Genomic DNA, 17,780 nt, shown 5'->3' with positions numbered 1-17,780 from the left:
CAGTTGCCTAGCTCGTCGTAGTCATGTTGCAGCGCTAAACTATACTCGTGCTGTAATCCTGCGATGTTGAGGGTGCTGGTTTGACGCTCTTTGATAAGCTGTCCGTTGGCATCATAAGCGAGATCAATTCGGCTGTGCGGGTTGGTTGCGCGTAATAGCTGTCCTGCTTTGTCATAGTGATATTGTACTTGTGCAGACTGCTCTGCGCTTATACTGGTTTGAGTCAGTATCTGTCCTATCAAGTCTCGCTCATAACTGATACGGCGCTGATGGTTTGAGGGCAGATGCGGGTTGTCAATTTGGCTTATTAAGTTACCAAGCGCGTCAAAGCGATATCGGCTTTGATGACCATCAAAACGGGTTTCACTGATTAAGTTATCGCCTTTATCATACTCAAAGTTCCATGTCTCACCATTCTCATTGATGAGCTGGCTTAGACGACGATAGTCATCGTAGCGCATCTCGATGCTATTGCCATCGGGATAGTCAACTCGTTTAACGAGGGTACTTAGCCAAGGTTTGCTATCATCATAATAGGTGGTTCCATTACCTTCAGCATCAATGATCTGCTCAATACGCTGCTTATCATCGTATAGATATTGGGTTTGACAGCTCCTATAATCTGTCAGAAATCTTCATTGAGTATTATCTTTTTATCACACAACCCCTCATCTAGCCCTCTAACCTTAGTATGAGTATCATAAATATCGATTTCGTAGCTACAAAAACCTTCATCTGTCTCAGAGACATTAAAAGTTTTTCCTTGACTTTTATATGAGGGCTTTCCTTTCATGTCTTTATCAGTAACATGCCACCCAATATCAATATCAATAAGCGAGTCCGATGATAAGGCATATTTACCAACAAAATAATAATCTTTTTCATCTACTTCTAAAACTATTCGCTTCTCTCCTTCCATCTCCTCAGGAGTAATTTCAGAATCACTAACTTTGACTTCAAATTTTGAAGTATAAAGCGTAAAGCTTGTTTTATTATTCAAAAATATCTTATTTGAAGAGCTTGTATGCGTACACCCATATAGGCTACTTATAATAAATAGCATATTGAACATTACTGTATATTTGAGTAATTTTTTATTTGAAAACATCAAAACTCCTTTTTTCGCTATACATAGCATATATGTGTTTGTTTCGAGTATGGCAAACTGCTGTCAGCTGCGGAGTCTAATGCTTCTAGGATAGAATAAGCAGTCAGATACGTTGCAGGATAAAAGCTTTCAAATAAATCTATACCTATTTGCATAGCTGTAACATCGTCTTTAGTATCTGCTTTTAGCTCCATATCTTTGAAAGCTTTTTCACCATTTTTAATCCTCATCACCTCATCAATTACTTCCTTACCAAATTGTTGTAGATAAGAACCCGTTAGCAAAGTATTTGCGTCAAAACCTACATACCTGCCTACATAGCCATAATGAATGTTTGACCAAACATCATAATAATAATCAAAGTTTTTATATTTATGGAAATACGATTTAGATTCGCTCCTGCTATCAGCTCTAAGCTTTTTCTCAACAGCTAAATACTTAAGCTCTGGATGATCTCGAATTTTAGGTTTATGATCCCATGATTTGCCAGGGGCAACTTGTATATACCAATCATAAAACCCTAAAGCTTTTCTCGGTGCCATTATAGATGATAACTGAGACTTTATTTTTGCAGCCTCACTAGATCTAACGTTTTTCTGTATTTCCTTAACAATATACTCCGCTACTTGAATTGCACCATCAGGATATTTGCAGGTCTGGGCATTCACTTTTCTTTGGGCTTCTCTATTATCTATAGTTACTTCAACTGTAGACCTAATACGAAGCTGATTGACATTATTATTTATAATCTGAGCTTTACTACTACTTGAAGCATTTAGAGTACCCTCATCTACTTTTAACTCTCCAATAAATAGTTTATAACTTATAATTATTTTATTGACATCTACCTTACCGCTATCGTAGCTAAAATCTATTCTTTTGATTCCTTTATTGCCTACTATGTCATTAGCACTTATTAGTCCAATAATCGGGTTTTTAGACAGTATACCGTTACTATTGATTTTTATTTCATACCTACAGCTTGTTACGAAAACACTACCTGAAATAGATAAATGAATATACCCTGTTTTCTTAGCCATTATCTTGTCCCTCTACAACATGTATTTCGATATTTGCTGGTTCTTCGGTTATAAATTGCTCAGTGTAGCCTAGATTATCTGTCTTACCTACGATCGTCTCTTCAGTCGCATGATTATAAGCGATATAGTCGCGGTTTCTAAGGATATTACCTTGCTTATCTTTAACCTCATATTTCAAATAAAACTTCTCGCCTTCTATTATCTTTGCCTGTCTAAGAACAATAGCTTTGGCAATACCCCCACCCCCACTCCCCCGATCCACCTTACTCGCCTTATAGCCCACTTTAGCAGGCGTGATAAACGTCACATTACCACCCGATATCTCAATACCACTACCCGCTGCTTTTAGGGTAAGCGTATCAGGGGCAATAATCTCTATACTGTCTCGGCTGTGGATGCATAGTACTTGCTCACTGTCGAGTCGCATCTCGTTCTGATGCGCTTGTATCGTCACATCACCATGAGCGGCGGTATGGGTTTGGGCTTTGTTTGCGTAGTAATGGATATCACCTGCCACCAGCTGATTCATCTGCGTTTGGCTGTGATGATGCGTGCTATCAGTGGCGTGGCTATGTGTGCTCTCAGTACTGGTATGTTGATTATGTTGTCCTGTGAGCATAGCAAGATGACGCTGAGAGTCGATCAGCAGGTTGGACTGTTGCCATTGCCCTGCACCATCTAGCGCGCTGTCATTAGTGTCTTCACTGAATTGACCAAATGCGGTTTGCTGTTCTCCCTTATTATTGCTTAGGCTACTGTTTTGACTGCTGCCATCTATGCCGACAGGTTGATGGGTTTCTGCTAGGCTTTGATAGGCTATTTGATGTTGGTCAGCGGTTTGTAGTTTGCTATGACTGTCATGATTCATGTGAGGGTTTGATGAGGGGTCTGACTGGCTGCTACTGATATGAACGCCTGTGCTACCTTGGATATTGGCAGCCGCTTGGGTCTCGATACTGACGCCTTGTCCACGTGCTTGACCACGGGTATGGTCGGTGTGCTGGTAGAGATGACCAATGGTTAAGCTGGACTGGTAGCTGCTACTATAGACGTTGATCTGTGGACTCTCAGGATGGGCGTCAAACATGAGCTGGTTATAGCCATGAGTGATGCTGTCTTTGGTCGCATCCCCTGTACGACTGCTGTCGATGCTTTGGGTTTTGATACCGTCTATGGGGTAAGCGTGGCTTTGGTTAATGAACCAAGCTGGACTGGTGGCGTCAAGGCTGTCTGAGTCACTGACGATACTATTATGCTGAGCATCAGCATTGCCTTGTCCGTTATGGGTGCTGCCAATGATGATGGGATGGGTGATGTCACCACCGATGAAGTCGATGAGGACATGCTGTCCATGACGCAGAGGATGGGTCTGTCCCATGTGGTCGGCGACGAGGTGACTGGCGATGGGTATCCAGTGAGCATCATCATTACTATTGTCGCTGCCATTACTGTCATCAGATTGCCAGTGATATCTAATATGCGCACGGTGGTTACGGTCATGGGTGATGGCGCTGCTTTCTGTGTCTATGATGCTGGCACTCATCAGACCTGTCAGACTCGGATATGGTTGCCCAAGCTCGCTTAACTGCTCTCCATAGGGGATATGGTGATGATGTGGAAACGGTAGGTAGCAAGCATTAACATAATGGACGTTGTTGTTATTACTGTCATTGTCGTCATCATTTTCATGACTGGCATGATTGGTATTAGGCTGCAAGGTAATAGGATCAAAGGCAACTGCGCCCAACCAGTCTGCAGGTATATGATTGTTAATGTGCTGATGTATGGAGACGAGGCTGATCGGATCGGTCAGATAAGGGTTGCCATCGATATAGTGGGCGCTTGGCAGATTCAGGTGACGGATATTGCCTGTTAAGTTACCAAGGTTGGCAAGCTGCTGTGCGTGCTGTTGGTAGCGGGCGGTCAGCGCAGTGAGTCCGTCGTCATTTAGGTGGCTATGACTGTGTAAGAAGCGACTGTGGATACTAGGGCTGTCCGAGTCGATAGATTGCTCACTGGTGCTACTGCCAGTATAGGTGCCAACTAAGCGGTTGTCGTAACGATATAGACCTGTTTGCTGAGTGTGCTGGGCAACTTGCGGACGAACGGCGGTGATGCGGTCTTGTCTGTCAGCGAGGTTGGCTGGGTTTTGACTGAGAATGCTCTGAATGTCATTGGCATCAGGACGCAGTATTTCACCATCAGGGGGTAGTAATACTAGCGTGTGGCTGTCCGCTTCGTGACGGTAGTAGCCTGTCACTCCATAAAGAGTGAGATACTGCGTTAAGTAAGCCAGATCAGTTTGATTGTATTGCACGCTATGCTGAATATGATAGTTACTGTCATCACTGAGACGCTCGTCAATCTCAACATCCATATCGTATGGGCTCAGAATATCAGTGATCAGCTCGCTTAGACTGAGATGATGATGGCGACGGTTATGGCTAGATAGGCGTAATTGATTCAACGCAGGTTCGCAGATAATACGATAAGCTGCCATACCGCTATTACTACCTAGAGCGACGACTTCGGTAATGATGCCGTGACGGATCTGACTGGTTAATAGTGCATCACCTGTGTTCCAGTGAATAGATAGACTTTGCCCGATCCAGTCTTTGGTATCCAGCCCTGCTTGTGGGTGCAGTAGCGTCATGCTAATACGGTAGCCACAGTAGAGTGACAGCTGACGCTGCTGATAAGACTGCGCGCGTTGGTCGTGATGGTAAGGGCTTGGATAGGCATCTGGCGTGGGCATAAGCGCAGGCTCATTCCACACGCTATCAGGCAGTGGCATGCCAAGCAAACTCTCGATCAAGTCCGCTTGCTGTACCAAACTAGTAGCAATATCAGGATGGGCACTGCTAATTTGCAAATGCCGTTTCGTTTGAGTCCATACCATGACACGCCCTTCTCTATCAGTCTAAAGGTATAAATACAGTCAACCCACTATAAAACCGCTGCACTATCGCTATCATGGCGGATGAACTGTATCAATATACAAAATTAAAAATGCCCCATAGATTGCCGACATACTGACAACCCAATCAACGATTCAAACCCAATTCAACCACTCAATTAATAGCCATCATCAGATGAGTCGCGTTTCGGCTGAATCCCAATCATGTCAGAGAGCATCGACAACTGGTCTTCGTTCTTGATGATATGCGAAAGCCACTGATCAAGTGGCATATCAGCCCAATCAATCGCCCGACCAAGTAAAAATGTCACAGGACTGTGCGGCTCATTGGTCGCAAAGTAATCTTGAATTTGACCCAATAATTTAAGCGCTTGCCGGCGGTTTGCTTGATGATCGCGATTACTCGGAGTAAAGCTGGTTGGTACGCTGTTTTTTGCGCCGCTTGCTTGTCCTCCGTCTAACATCGCGCTATCAGTAGATAAACTACCATCTATATCATCAGCAGTGCTCTCTTGACCTTCGCTGTCTAGCCCGTCAGCTTGCTCCGGTATCAATGGACGTAGATGCTGATTTAGAGACACGAGCAACTCAGTAACTGGCGCAAACACAGGCGCATCCATTCCCATCAGGTTATTTAGTTGATCTGTGAGTGCTTGCCATTTTTCTGTGATGCTATTGAGGTGGGTCATGAGCGCTTGTTGCCATGCCTCACTACTGTTTTTGATAGCGTTATTATAATCACTAAGCGTTAATTGGCTGGTCGATTCGCTATCAGGATTTTGCTGACGTTGCTTATCATGATCTCGAGCGGTTAAATAATAGTTATAGTTATATTTTTCAGCCTTTGTTTCAGACAGTGATAGCTGTTTTAGATCATCAGTGAGCGCTTTTACGAACCATGAGAGCAGTCCCGCTCTGATATCCATACTGTCTTCTTCACCATCTAGCGGCGGATACATGGTGAGCCAATACTCGTCATTAAGTGCTTGTAGTAGGCTAAGCCCTTGGCTGATACCCGCTAAATGATCGGTATGACTCAACGCATCGACATACCAGAGCGCCAGCTTCATATCTTTACTGGTATGAATCAGTAAGTCTGCACACTGCTCCTTCACAAAGTCCCAATCAGCCACTTTTAGCTCAGTGACCCAGTTCCCTTGTGCCAATAACGGATCATCTTCTTGACGAGCAGCGACGATAGCATCGATACGCATATCAAAGGTAAGGTCTTCGCCCACACCCTGATGACTGCCATCGATAGGAGCAATGAGCGCATCCATGTTAACCACTAAGGCATTATTAGTGTTCATTATAGTGATTCTTCCTTAATCGATTTTTTACTGGGTGCTTTTTTACTAGGAGTTTTTTTACTAGCAGCTTGTTTGGCTGGTGCTTTTTTGACTGGTGTCGCTGTTTTCTTAGCACGCGGTTTCTTAGCAGCGATCTTGTTAGCAGATGCTTTGGTAGCTGCTGGTTTTTTTTCATCCTGACCGGCTATTGACGTGTCTGACACTTTCTCAGCCGTTTCTGCACCCTGGTTTTTGCTACCATAGCTTTCGCTGCTTTGTGCCATTTGACTCAGTGGCACAACTGCATCGGTATCCAGACGATAAGCAAAATTATCATCGGCATCAACGAATACTGTAATCTGCTTCAGCACACTTTGACTGTCATCATGCGCCAGCAACTGACCTGCCAGCTGCGGCAGCAAAGTATGACTAATGATAGCATCGGCGTTACGTGCACCAGAATCCACCTCATGACAACGCGACAAAATCAGCTCAATCACCTCATCGTCAATAACACAAGGAACTTCGTAATTTTCACGAATACGTCCAGTGATTTTGTCTAATTTCAAGCGGATAATTTCTGCCAGCGCGTCATCGCTCAACGGATAGTAAGGAATGACTGTCAGGCGACCCAAAAAGGCAGGCTTGAATGATTTATACAGATGTGGATTAATGACTTGTTTTAGGTTATCACTATCGGGCAAACTAAAGTCAGTAACGGCTGGATCGGTATTAATACACGCCTGCATAATCGCAGATGAACCGACATTACTGGTCAATAAAATAAGCGTGTTTTTAAAATCAATTAAACGCCCTTCGCTGTCCTCCATCACCCCTTTATCAAAGACCTGATAAAACAAATCCAATACGTCTGGATGGGCTTTTTCTACTTCATCAAGCAACAACACGCTGTAAGGACGACGGCGAATCGCTTCCGTTAATACACCACCCTCACCATAGCCCACATAACCTGGAGGTGAGCCTTTTAATGACGCCACACTATGAGCCTCTTGATACTCTGATAGGTTAATCGTAATAAGGTTACGCTCACCACCATATAGTACCTCTGATAGCGCCAATGCAGTTTCTGTCTTACCTACACCACTTGGCCCAACGAGCATAAACACCCCTTGCGGGCGATTGGGATCGTCTAGGCGTGCTTTCGCCGTGTGAATACGCTTGACGATAGCCGCCACCGAATGGTCTTGACCAATGACTCGCGATTGTAGGGTGTCAGCCAAACCTAAGATATGGTCTTTTTCATTGCCTGCCATATCGTTGAGTGGAATCCCTGTCCAGTCCGAGATAATCTGCTTAATAACCTGTCTATCTAATACCGCATGAATCAGTCGCTGCTCCTCTTGTATCTGTTTTAGCGACTGTTCAATGTTTTGGTACTCAGACTGTTTGTCTAAGCGCTCTTTTGCACTGAGCGCATCAGTACCATCTGTCTTGTCATTCAACTGCTTATTCAATGTATCAAGCTGATCATTAAGCTCGCGCTGTTCGTGCCAGCGACTGGTCATATCTGCAATGCTTTGCTGATTGGTTTGACGCTGCTCATCAAGCACGGCAATTTTTTGGCTGACTTTTTCTTTTTCATCAACGCCGCCGATACGCTCAAGCTGCTGACTGAGATTATTAATGTGCTGCTCTAACTGCAACCCTTTCGCTTTTAATCTATCCAGTTGATTGGGTATCGCGGTCTTAGATAAGCTCACCCGTGCAGCCGCCGTGTCTAATACGCTGACCGCTTTATCAGGTAGCTGTCTATCGCTGATATAACGTGCTGATAGCTCAACAGCTGCTTGTAGCGCATCATCATCTATCAAAATCCCAAAGTGCGCCTGCATTTTGGCACTCAAACCACGAATCATCGCCACTGCCGTATCGATATCAGGCTCATCGACTTTGACCACTTGAAAGCGGCGTGACAACGCTGCATCTTTTTCAAAGTATTTCTTATACTCTGACCACGTCGTCGCTGCAATCGTTCTTAGCTCACCACGAGCCAGCGCAGGCTTTAATAAATTCGCCGCATCATTTTGACCTGCCTGTCCACCTGCTCCAATCAAGGTATGCGCTTCATCGATGAATAGGATAATCGGCTTGACCGATGCTTGCACTTCTTCGATGACTTGCTTGAGACGGTTTTCAAACTCGCCTTTGACGCTCGCTCCTGCTTGTAGCAATCCCATATCGAGACTACGTATTGTCACGTCTTTGAGCTGATCAGGCACTTGACCGGCGACTATCTTTTGCGCCAATCCTTCTACCACTGCGGTCTTACCTACCCCTGCCTCACCCGTCAAAATAGGGTTGTTTTGACGACGACGAATCAAAATATCGACCAACTGGTGAATCTCAAACTCACGACCAATGACAGGGTCTATCTGCTCTGCACTGGCTTTAGCAGTCAAATCATAAGTGTATTTATCCAGCGCAGGTGTTAGCTTAGTAGCTGCTTGTTCTGTATCTAAAGACTCTTGCTGGTCAGTATCATTGTCTACATTACCCTCAGCGTCTTTACTGGCACCTTTATTATTGCTTGATCCACTGCCCTCGGTGCTGCCAAGACATTGACGCTCATAGTCATCTTTTAGCGTAAAACGATCGATATACTGTAGCTGTTCTGGAAGGGTTTTGAGGACCGACTGATAACGCTCATACGATAGTAACACCAGTAATATATGCCCAGAGCGAATTTCTAACAAATTATTATCAGCTTGATTATGATTGCTGCTGGCAAGCTCCCATGCATCTTCTAACAGTGCCATTAGAGCTTCACTAAATACTGGCGTTGAACCAGTTGCCTGACCAAACGTATTTAGTAGATCTGTGATATCAGCTAGCAATGCCTGCTGATTTATCTTATTGAATTTGAGTATTTGCGCCACATCATTATGCGGCGTCGCAATCAGTTCATGTAGCAGATGGACAGTATCGACTTCGCGATGTCCATTGTTGATACAAAGCCTAGCTGCCTGCTGCAAACACTGTCGGCAACTTGGACTCAAGCGGGTAATTACAGCTTTTAACTGGCTCATAAATCTTTTCCTTTAACATTGTCATTGCAATTGTCATTAGACTTAACATTATTTTTATAAAATGGATGTATAAAACTTAAGATTGCGGATAAATAAACAAGCAATCTATATATTAGCTATAAAACACTTACTGAATAGGCAGTGCATAGCGAGTGTCATTATGATGCTGAGTCGCAGGATTTGATACCAAAAACCCACCTCGCCCCAAGCCGCCAAAACTACTTTCTGATAACGACAATGGCGTGATATATTTTTTATCTAACTCTAACTGCATTTCAACAGCAAGACAGACACCGCACCACTTACGGATAAAATCAACAATAACTCGATACATATCGCCAGCGGGTAATAATCTTAAATAACGCTTGGCATCCAATTGATGAAACACAATCCTAATCTTGCTATCGAACTGTACGGCGCGCTCACCGCAAAATGCAGACAGTCCAAGTGCGGCATGCTGTCTACCAAGTGCCGTCTGCTCACTAGGCGGTAGGTCAAACCACTCTGGCACAAACTGTTCGACACTAACCGTACTATCCAAGAAATGTGATAATACATGTGACAACTGGTCGGCGGTCAAACGTCCGGGGGCGATCATGCCCGCATAGGCAATCAAGCTATCGATGGCAGTTAGCTTTTTGGGCTGACGTGCTAATGCCCGTAAACTCAGCAGATAGTTGTCTTTTTTATTATTTATCTCATACTGTAATGGCAAGTTATAAAACCAGCTCGCTTGCACATATAAATCGGTCAAACGATGGTTAAATAAGTCCAAAAAGGCTGGAGCTGCCTTGTCTTTTGCATGATTGACTCGTGATGCTAGATGATCGGTATACATCGCTGGCAAGGCTGACAATGGTCCTGTCAATCCAATAACTGCAGGACAAACCTCTATCTGTTGAACTTTTAATGAGCGAGCCTTTAATAAACTGGCCTTTATGTGACCATCCTCTACCGAGCTACCACTGTCTTCCATAACATCTTGAGCAACAAGCATCATCGACTCGATTTCAGCTTGTGGATACGCCAATGATAACGAGGCACGGTAACGCACCTCGATAGGCGCATAGCCCATACTAACTTCATGACGAACCAAACGGAGTGCTTGCAACAACTCGTAAGATTGCGGTGCAGCCATTAAGTCCGTTAAATAAGAGGACTGAGACCGCTGCGTGGCTGACATCTGTATATCTCCTCTTTGGTTACGGCATCACTAATGGCCACTTCCACAAAGCTATTTAAGCTCGCATGATAGCCAAACACATGCGCCAATAAGTTGGCAAACTGACGTATACTGACGCCAGCAAAGTTTTTTTGATTGATGTTAATATTGATCAGCGTACCACGCACAAACCCAGGTTGTGGCAAACGCTGAATGCGCCTCGCTTCAATACTGGTCTCGACAGAGACAATACCTTCAACCAACAGTTGGTTTGAGGCAGATTGCGTAATATCATACAGCGACAAGTACTCTTTCATCAGCTCAGCATCTTGAGCTGCCAATGATAAAAAGTTTAAGCTAATCAGCGATATCAAACGCCAACGCTCCTCCCCTGTGTATTCAAACCGTGCCGTTCTCGTTGGCTGTTTTAATAATGATAAACTGCTAAAGCCTGACATCCCTTCACTAAACAAATCACCACGGCTTTGACCGAATACCACTTGCGCTGGTAAATCTCTATTGGTACATAATAGAGAGGCACTCATGCTCACCGCGCCTGATAAATCCTCGCGGTTCTTTTCTACAAACATAATCTGATATTCAAAACCTTGTTTAAACTCGGCCATGTCCTTATCACGTTTGATATGATAGTAACGACCTTCATCTTGCTGCTCATAATGATTGAGCGCATAAAACGGATGATATTCACGCTGTATCAGACGATTTTCGCTTTGTTTGGACTCTATGACTTTTTTCACCTCATAGATTTCGTGCTGAAAGAGCGCACGAGTATCAGGCACCAAATCATAATAGACAGAACGATGCGTTACCTGAATCGGCTTCGCGGCCGCTTTAAATAGATTGACGACAGGCGTGCAAAACAACTTAATACTACTGGCACTTAATTGCTGCAAGTTTTTTAGGCGGATGGTGTTTTTTTTATCAAACTTAAAATAACAGCGAATCTCAAAGCCATTACTGTCAATCTTTAAGTTCGGAAACGCCTGACCAATATTTAACCGTAGAAAGTTGAATTTTTCAGGAAAATAAAAGTACTCTTTTAATAATGCAGAAGCCGCATTGCTCACTCGATGACTAGGCAAAATCTGCTGTTCAGGATCGAAACCTATGATCTCAAATGGACTGCCCGTTATCTTATTAACCTTCCTACCATGCAGGTGCGTTTGCCTCACATCACACCATAACAAGTCCCATAAGCTCGTACCTTGACTGGCATCTTCATCTATATACAAGTCGAGTGAGTGATCTAGTAGTGCCTGATAGTCAAAGCTTGGATTCAATGTTTTGAACTTAATACTGATACAGCCATTTAGTAAACCATGCTGATTATCATACACCTCTTGACGTGTCTCAAAGCTGACACTATCTACCTCTATTGGCAGTAAAGTCACGTCTTGGGTTGACTGAAACTGACAAGGCGTACCGTTTATTTTTTGAGTGGCAAACGTGCTTTGCTTCGGTGCAACAACAACCTCACTCATCGCATTGCCCTGTACACCCAAATTGAACTGCGCGATAGACACCGATGGAAAAGGCTTAAGATAGTCAGGATAAACGACTTCTAATAACGACTCCGTAAAGTCAGCATACGAATCATCCAATTTTTTATTAATGCGGGCACTAATTAACGAAAAAGCCTGAATCAACCGCTCAATATGCGGATCGTCTACCGTATCGTGACCCATCAATAACCGATTGGCAATTTTTGGATATTTTTTGGCAAACTCTTTGGACTGTTTATTAAACAGGCTAAGCTCATGCTCAAAATAAGGAAGTAGACTGTCCATGATGCCTCAGTATGATTGGCGCCGCTAACGGTGTTAGCTGAGCATAGATATGGGTTATTTGATTAAGTAACGTTGAGAGCTTGGCTCAAAAAATGCATCGAAACTGACCAATTCTTGTGCCGGGTAAACTTTTAGCAACGCTTCGATAGAGAAACACAGCTGATTGACATCAACAGCACCAATATCTAGCGATACTCGAACGTTTCTGAGTCGAGTGTCTTGCTGCTCAACAGTTTCAGCTATCTGCCGGCAAATATAATCACAGTCAGTAGGATTGGCACTACTCAGCCCTACAAAATCTAAGATACCAAAATTCAATATCGATGAGCGTACGTGTTGATATTCTTGCAACTTACTAGATACCACGCAGCGTGTATTTAATAAAGCCTCTAGATCTCGTGCAACAGAGGACTTTAACTCCTCAATGTTGAGACGACGAACCACCAGTTCGTGCGACAACTGACGAGGCTGATCATCAAATAACTGTTCAAACAAATTTGGGCGAAACCCAGTTTCTTTGTTGAAGGCGTTAGTGGCGTAATTCATTGATATAATCATTCCTATTTTAAACAACAAAAAAGAAAGGCCTAAATATAAACCTTTCTTTTTCGGTACGATACAATAGATAACACTTGATACAACCTAATTTAAGCTGTATAAGTGGCAGTGTTGTTGGCTAGTGACCATTTCTTAGTCACAGCGCCTTTAGCAGAGCCATCGATATCTTGCTGAGTGTATGTCCACTCAACAGCAGCATACTTAAGACCAACTTTTTCAATTGGCACGCCTTCTGAGCGCACTGTTGGCTCAACGCTTGCGATAAGTGCATGCTTAAGCTTTACTTCAAGATATTTAACGCGCTTATCACCATTGGCACGATAAAAATCAATTTGAATCTCATCAAAAGTATAACCGGCAGAACAAGCTTCCCACAACTTAGGACTTGTAGAATCCAAGTCTTTCATAAACGTCATGTCAGAATGCTCACAACGCTCAGAAGTATGGCCACCAACACTACTTGCAGTCGCTGATTTAGGCTGACGAATCAAGTGATCCCAAGTATTTACTTCAAGCCAACCTTGATGCTCGCTATCACGAGACTCGCCATCAATTTTATATTTACCACTGAACTTAATATAAATATCCTTCATATCACATACCTTGTTTTAAAAATTTTAATTACACATTGGTTTTTAATAAACGATTAACTGTTGCTAGACTGCGGTAGTTGGGTAACCAAACGCAAAGAAACAGACAGTTCATCAAGTTGAAAGTGTGGTCTCAAAAAGACCACTGACTTGTAGACACCAGGCTTACCTGGCACTTCTACAACTTGTACAGAAGCTTCGCGCAATGGGTACTGTGCTTTAGCTTCTTGTGAGGCTCCATCATCTAGCAAGACATAACGAGAAATCCAATTATTCAAAAAGGTCTCAACATTACCTGGTGATAAAAAGCTACCGACTTTATCGCGCATCATCGCTTTTAAATAATGTGCAATACGTGAAACTGCCATAATATATTGAAGCTGTGTAGACAATGAAGCGTTGGCGTTGGCATCATCATTTTGATAAGTTTTGGCTTTTTGTACTGACTGCGCACCAAAAAATGCCGCATAATTGGTATTTTTGCAATGAACCAAAGGTATGAAGCCCAAGTCACTGAGTTCCTTTTCACGGCGATCCGTAATAGATATCTCAGTTGGACATTTGAGCGCCAGCTCTCCTTCATCTGTCTTGAAAGTATGAACTGGCAAGCCTTCAACCAAACCACCACCTTCTACACCGCGAATAGCGGCACACCAGCGATAATCAGAAAAAGCATCAGTCAGTCTTGAAGCAAAAGCATAAGCAGCATTCACCCACAAATAATCGCTATGATCACTACCTGAAACATCTTCAGTAAAGTTAAAGCCTTCGACCACTGTTCCCTCTTTAGGATCATAAGGCAAACGGCCTAAGAACCTAGGCGCAGTCAGCGCCACATAGCGAGAGTCATCTGATTGTCTAAATGCACGCCAACGTATATATTCAGCGGTTTCAAATATCTTAGACAAATCTCGAGGGCGACCAATATCAGTGAATGAATCAAGACCAAACATTTCAGAAGATGCAGCTGATATGAAAGGAGCATGTGCTGCTGCTGCAACATGGGACATTTGCTCAAGCAGGTACATATCTGAATTTTGGCGATTGAACTCAAAGTCACCAATGATGGCAGCATAGGGTTCGCCACCAAAGCTACCAAACTCTTCTTCGTAGATTTTTTTGAATAAGGTACTTTGATCAAAATCGATCGAAGACTGAAAGTCTTTGGTCAACTCGCGCTTAGTAGTATTCATCATACGAATTTTTAGCATAGATTCTGATGGTGTTTGGCTACACAAGTAGTGCAAACCTCTCCAACTAGACTCTAGTTTTTGAAACTCAGGCGCGTGCATGACGGTCGTCAATTGCTTAGATATCAGTGCATCAATTTCGGCGATACGAGAATCAATCGAAGCTGTCAGATTATCTGACAACGTCACTGTACCTTGCATGACCTCATTAGCAAGCTCTGCAATTTGTGACTTCGCACGATTCTTTTCGTCATCGGACTTGGCAACGTTACTTTTATTCACGATCTCTTCTAATAGGTCGTAGTTGTCGCTATTGACCGAATCCGTTGCTATATTCTGCTGGGCTTGAGCACTCATCGATTAATCCTCACCATCAGTTTGGTTTTGTTCTGCCATTTTTTTGACTTGCTCAGTGTTGTTGAGCACATCATCTAGCAAATCTTCTAGCTTCTCGTTTGCTGAGATTTTATTGCGCAAATCAGCTAAACGATCTCGTGCTTGCACCAACTGTTTTAATGGATCAATCTGTTCCGCAACGGCTTCTGGACGGAAGTCATCAATACTATTGAATGCCAAATCAACCGCAAACTCACCGCCTTTATCACTCAAGTCATTACTGACACGGAAGGCGGCACGCGGTGCTAGACCTGACATCACTTCATCGAAAGTATCCAAATCCACTTCGACAAACTTTTTATCTTTAAAACGAGGTTGCTCAAGTTTCGAGTCCCCTGAGAACTCTCCTAAGACGCCGACAACGAAAGGGATTTCCTTCGTTTCAATCGCATCTCCAACTTCGACATCATAGGTAAGGTGTACACGAGGAGCACGTACTTTTCCGAGTTTCTTTTGCACACTATCTTGCTTTGCCATAATTCATTACCTCAGCAATTAATTTCTTGGACGTACATTTTTAAATGGATCAGTTGATACAGGAGTATTATTAGAAGCTGGCTGGCTTACAGTTGGTTTTGGTGATGTTGACCTTGTTGGTTTTGATGGTGTTGGTGCTGGCTTTGACCTTTTTATTGGTTTTGGTGGTGTTGGATTTGACCTTCTTATTGGTTTTGGTGGTGGCTTTGGCAATGATTCATCGTAATTAAATCCGTAAACATTACCTGCTACCTTACTTAGCGTATGCTGATATTCTATTTTGGATGCCACATCTACATTATTTAAGTAGCCGGTCTGTAATTGTTTTTGAGCAACGATGATGCTGCTATTTAGCAAAATACTTTTGAGCGTTGCAGTGCTTTTACCTCGATCAATTGCCTCACTGGCTGCATAAATAGCATAGTCATGATAGCCATTGTTATAATAAATCTGCGCCAGAATATCCCAAGCCAAAGTATCACTGGGATTGACAGCCAGCCTTTGATTCAAATCTGCAATCAATTGATGCAGCTCAGGTGATTGAGCATTTGCATCTTTGAGTGTGGCAAACTGATTAACGATACTAGAACCTGGGTTTTTTTCTTGAATCACTAGCTCGCTATGCGCTGCACTCATCGCTGAACCCATGACAAATAGACCCGCCAAGAGTGCTTTCGGCAGCTTCAGATTGGCTTTGATATTGTGTTGGATACTGATCATCGTAAGTCTGTGCTCATCGTTATTAGTATTAAATGGGGACGTTGCTGTTTCAAATATATTTACGCTAAATCTTGATAATCAAACCAAAGATATTAATTAGAAGCTTGAACTAAAGTCGTGATATTGGTTAATCTGTCTTTAACCCTGTCTTTGTCATCACTACTCATTAATGTATCGTTGTGATAAACACTGATGTTACTCTCTGTTATCTTTATAGTTGAGAGCATAGCAATGTCACGTGCTTCAAGCGACTGATTATCAATAGCAATGGCATTGTTCGCCGCTCTTAGTGCTCGTGCGTACTTTTTTGAATCATAGTTAGTTTTAGCAATAGCCATCCACTCTGAAAAATCGTGTTGAGCGGTGTTACTACCAGATAAGTAAACAAGTGATGGCGCACTCAGTGCTTTGACACTTGTACTATTTTTTTTACCAGTCGTGTTACAACCAGTTATCAATACAGAAGCGCTTACTACTAAGGAAAGCAAGCCCATTGTTGTTAGATTGGTACGATAATAAGTAGGGTTCATAAGTACAGTATCATCACTAAAAATATAAAAGGAAAGTCTAACTAAAGTTTGTTGAGTATAATATATTCGGTGAGATTGATTATACATACACTTGACAATATTTCAATAAACTCTATACTTTTATTCATAAATAATTCAGCAACATTCCAATTCGGGCCATTTCCTTGGTATAAAGCCAGTAGTAACGGTACCCCTCCTATGCCCTCTCAGACCAATCGTTTACATAAAGTTACCACTAAAACCAATGATGCAACAGCAGATGCCTTATATCCTGTGGCATTTCATGGTGTCAGCAGCGTTAATCAAACCGATACTATTGACATACTAGTGTTTAGTTACATATTTCTAGACTCAGACGCTTGTTTGTCGTTGGTTGGTACACCTGTTTGCTTGACCACACTATCAGCCAGTCGCATGCCAACTTGTCGCACAGGTCTCATACGAGGTGTCCGTTATCAACAGTCTGATGGCGCGATGCACTTTTATGCACTAGATATTGTCAGCCCTGACTGGCAGTTGACGCAGTCGATACATACGCGCACTTTCATCAATCAGTCCACCCTAGATATCATCACCGCTATTCTTGGTGATTATGATATGACGTGGGAGATATCTGAGACGCTGCTATCATCAGGCAGTACCGCCTCAGAGCAATTGTCTCTGCCCTTACCTATACGCACGCAGTCAGATGTCAGTGACTATGATTTTGTCACGGGTCTGCTTGCAGATATTGGTATCTCTACTTTGTGGGTATCAGGAGAGTCGGTTGATGATCTAGGTACGTGGTGGTTCGTTAGTGGTTTGGATGAGAATGAGCAAATACCGCTGACTTATAGCTACGCCCAATCCTCCATCCAGTCAGGTCAAGACAGCGTCAATGCATTACAGATGACTACGCAGCAGTTAGGTAGTCATCGTGTCATGGTACGAGCAGATGGTTTGGCAACA

15 protein-coding genes are annotated in these 17,780 nt (G+C 43.1%); 1 reads left to right on the top strand and 14 read right to left on the bottom strand.

Annotation, left to right across the window (positions count from 1 at the left end; all coding sequences use genetic code 11):
* From ACT3QP_RS11875 to ACT3QP_RS11810, 14 genes are all read right to left on the bottom strand, one after another.
* Positions 1 to 461 (bottom strand): RHS repeat domain-containing protein (locus tag ACT3QP_RS11875; RefSeq protein WP_444525641.1); only part of this gene is annotated, 461 nt, incomplete at its 3' end.
* A gap of 164 nt (positions 462 to 625) precedes the next feature.
* On the bottom strand, positions 626 to 1,108 hold the full coding sequence (locus tag ACT3QP_RS11870; RefSeq protein WP_442070107.1) for a hypothetical protein: 483 nt from the start codon (positions 1,106 to 1,108) through the stop codon (positions 626 to 628).
* Positions 1,109 to 1,125: 17 nt separating this feature from the next.
* Positions 1,126 to 2,148, bottom strand: coding sequence for a polymorphic toxin type 44 domain-containing protein (locus ACT3QP_RS11865; RefSeq protein WP_442070109.1), 1,023 nt, complete (start codon positions 2,146 to 2,148; stop codon positions 1,126 to 1,128).
* Positions 2,141 to 5,047 (bottom strand): contractile injection system protein, VgrG/Pvc8 family, encoded by a 2,907-nt coding sequence (locus tag ACT3QP_RS11860; protein WP_444525640.1) that lies wholly within the window; start codon positions 5,045 to 5,047, stop codon positions 2,141 to 2,143. Before ACT3QP_RS11860 ends, ACT3QP_RS11865 begins: the two co-directional genes overlap by 8 nt.
* A gap of 176 nt (positions 5,048 to 5,223) precedes the next feature.
* The gene (tssA, locus tag ACT3QP_RS11855) at positions 5,224 to 6,375 is read right to left on the bottom strand and encodes a type VI secretion system protein TssA (RefSeq protein ID WP_444525639.1); all 1,152 of its coding nucleotides are present in this window, start codon (positions 6,373 to 6,375) and stop codon (positions 5,224 to 5,226) included.
* Entirely contained in the window at positions 6,375 to 9,401 is a 3,027-nt protein-coding gene (gene tssH / locus ACT3QP_RS11850) for a type VI secretion system ATPase TssH (RefSeq protein ID WP_444525638.1), read from the bottom strand. Before tssH ends, tssA begins: the two co-directional genes overlap by 1 nt.
* 127 nt (positions 9,402 to 9,528) lie before the next feature.
* The gene (gene tssG, locus ACT3QP_RS11845) at positions 9,529 to 10,584 is read right to left on the bottom strand and encodes a type VI secretion system baseplate subunit TssG (protein ID WP_444525637.1); all 1,056 of its coding nucleotides are present in this window, start codon (positions 10,582 to 10,584) and stop codon (positions 9,529 to 9,531) included.
* Complete coding sequence (gene tssF / locus ACT3QP_RS11840; protein WP_444525636.1) at positions 10,548 to 12,371, bottom strand: type VI secretion system baseplate subunit TssF; 1,824 nt, start codon at positions 12,369 to 12,371, stop codon at positions 10,548 to 10,550. Before tssF ends, tssG begins: the two co-directional genes overlap by 37 nt.
* 54 nt (positions 12,372 to 12,425) lie before the next feature.
* Positions 12,426 to 12,917 carry a type VI secretion system baseplate subunit TssE gene (gene tssE, locus ACT3QP_RS11835; protein ID WP_192992125.1) on the bottom strand — a complete coding sequence of 164 codons (492 nt, stop codon included), beginning with the start codon at positions 12,915 to 12,917 and terminating at the stop codon, positions 12,426 to 12,428.
* 101 nt (positions 12,918 to 13,018) lie between these two features.
* The gene (locus ACT3QP_RS11830) at positions 13,019 to 13,522 is read right to left on the bottom strand and encodes an Hcp family type VI secretion system effector (protein ID WP_192992126.1); all 504 of its coding nucleotides are present in this window, start codon (positions 13,520 to 13,522) and stop codon (positions 13,019 to 13,021) included.
* Between the two features lie 53 nt (positions 13,523 to 13,575).
* The gene (gene tssC / locus ACT3QP_RS11825) at positions 13,576 to 15,066 is read right to left on the bottom strand and encodes a type VI secretion system contractile sheath large subunit (protein WP_192992127.1); all 1,491 of its coding nucleotides are present in this window, start codon (positions 15,064 to 15,066) and stop codon (positions 13,576 to 13,578) included.
* Between the two features lie 3 nt (positions 15,067 to 15,069).
* Complete coding sequence (gene tssB, locus ACT3QP_RS11820; protein ID WP_192992128.1) at positions 15,070 to 15,582, bottom strand: type VI secretion system contractile sheath small subunit; 513 nt, start codon at positions 15,580 to 15,582, stop codon at positions 15,070 to 15,072.
* 18 nt (positions 15,583 to 15,600) lie between these two features.
* The gene (locus ACT3QP_RS11815) at positions 15,601 to 16,302 is read right to left on the bottom strand and encodes a hypothetical protein (protein WP_444525635.1); all 702 of its coding nucleotides are present in this window, start codon (positions 16,300 to 16,302) and stop codon (positions 15,601 to 15,603) included.
* 92 nt (positions 16,303 to 16,394) lie between these two features.
* Positions 16,395 to 16,832, bottom strand: coding sequence for a hypothetical protein (locus ACT3QP_RS11810; protein WP_444525634.1), 438 nt, complete (start codon positions 16,830 to 16,832; stop codon positions 16,395 to 16,397).
* Between the two features lie 198 nt (positions 16,833 to 17,030).
* Between ACT3QP_RS11810 and ACT3QP_RS11805 the strand changes: the two genes are divergently transcribed.
* A partial coding sequence (locus tag ACT3QP_RS11805; RefSeq protein WP_444525633.1) for a contractile injection system protein, VgrG/Pvc8 family occupies positions 17,031 to 17,780 on the top strand: 750 nt, incomplete at its 3' end.

Origin of the sequence: Psychrobacter sp. AOP7-B1-24 (assembly GCF_052376215.1) — a bacterium.
Classification (GTDB): Bacteria; Pseudomonadota; Gammaproteobacteria; order Pseudomonadales; family Moraxellaceae; genus Psychrobacter.
The sequence above is the reverse complement of the archived record's forward strand: the minus strand, read 5'-3'. Positions and strand labels throughout refer to the sequence as shown.

Coding starts and splice junctions, on each gene's coding strand:
- ACT3QP_RS11860 (WP_444525640.1), bottom strand. CDS start 5,047: ATGGTATGGACTCAAACGAAACGGCATTTGCAAATTAGCAGTGCCCAT.
- ACT3QP_RS11870 (WP_442070107.1), bottom strand. CDS start 1,108: ATGTTTTCAAATAAAAAATTACTCAAATATACAGTAATGTTCAATATG.
- tssB (WP_192992128.1), bottom strand. CDS start 15,582: ATGGCAAAGCAAGATAGTGTGCAAAAGAAACTCGGAAAAGTACGTGCT.
- tssH (WP_444525638.1), bottom strand. CDS start 9,401: ATGAGCCAGTTAAAAGCTGTAATTACCCGCTTGAGTCCAAGTTGCCGA.
- ACT3QP_RS11865 (WP_442070109.1), bottom strand. CDS start 2,148: ATGGCTAAGAAAACAGGGTATATTCATTTATCTATTTCAGGTAGTGTT.
- tssF (WP_444525636.1), bottom strand. CDS start 12,371: ATGGACAGTCTACTTCCTTATTTTGAGCATGAGCTTAGCCTGTTTAAT.
- ACT3QP_RS11810 (WP_444525634.1), bottom strand. CDS start 16,832: ATGAACCCTACTTATTATCGTACCAATCTAACAACAATGGGCTTGCTT.
- ACT3QP_RS11830 (WP_192992126.1), bottom strand. CDS start 13,522: ATGAAGGATATTTATATTAAGTTCAGTGGTAAATATAAAATTGATGGC.
- tssG (WP_444525637.1), bottom strand. CDS start 10,584: ATGTCAGCCACGCAGCGGTCTCAGTCCTCTTATTTAACGGACTTAATG.
- tssE (WP_192992125.1), bottom strand. CDS start 12,917: ATGAATTACGCCACTAACGCCTTCAACAAAGAAACTGGGTTTCGCCCA.
- ACT3QP_RS11815 (WP_444525635.1), bottom strand. CDS start 16,302: ATGATCAGTATCCAACACAATATCAAAGCCAATCTGAAGCTGCCGAAA.
- tssA (WP_444525639.1), bottom strand. CDS start 6,375: ATGAACACTAATAATGCCTTAGTGGTTAACATGGATGCGCTCATTGCT.
- tssC (WP_192992127.1), bottom strand. CDS start 15,066: ATGAGTGCTCAAGCCCAGCAGAATATAGCAACGGATTCGGTCAATAGC.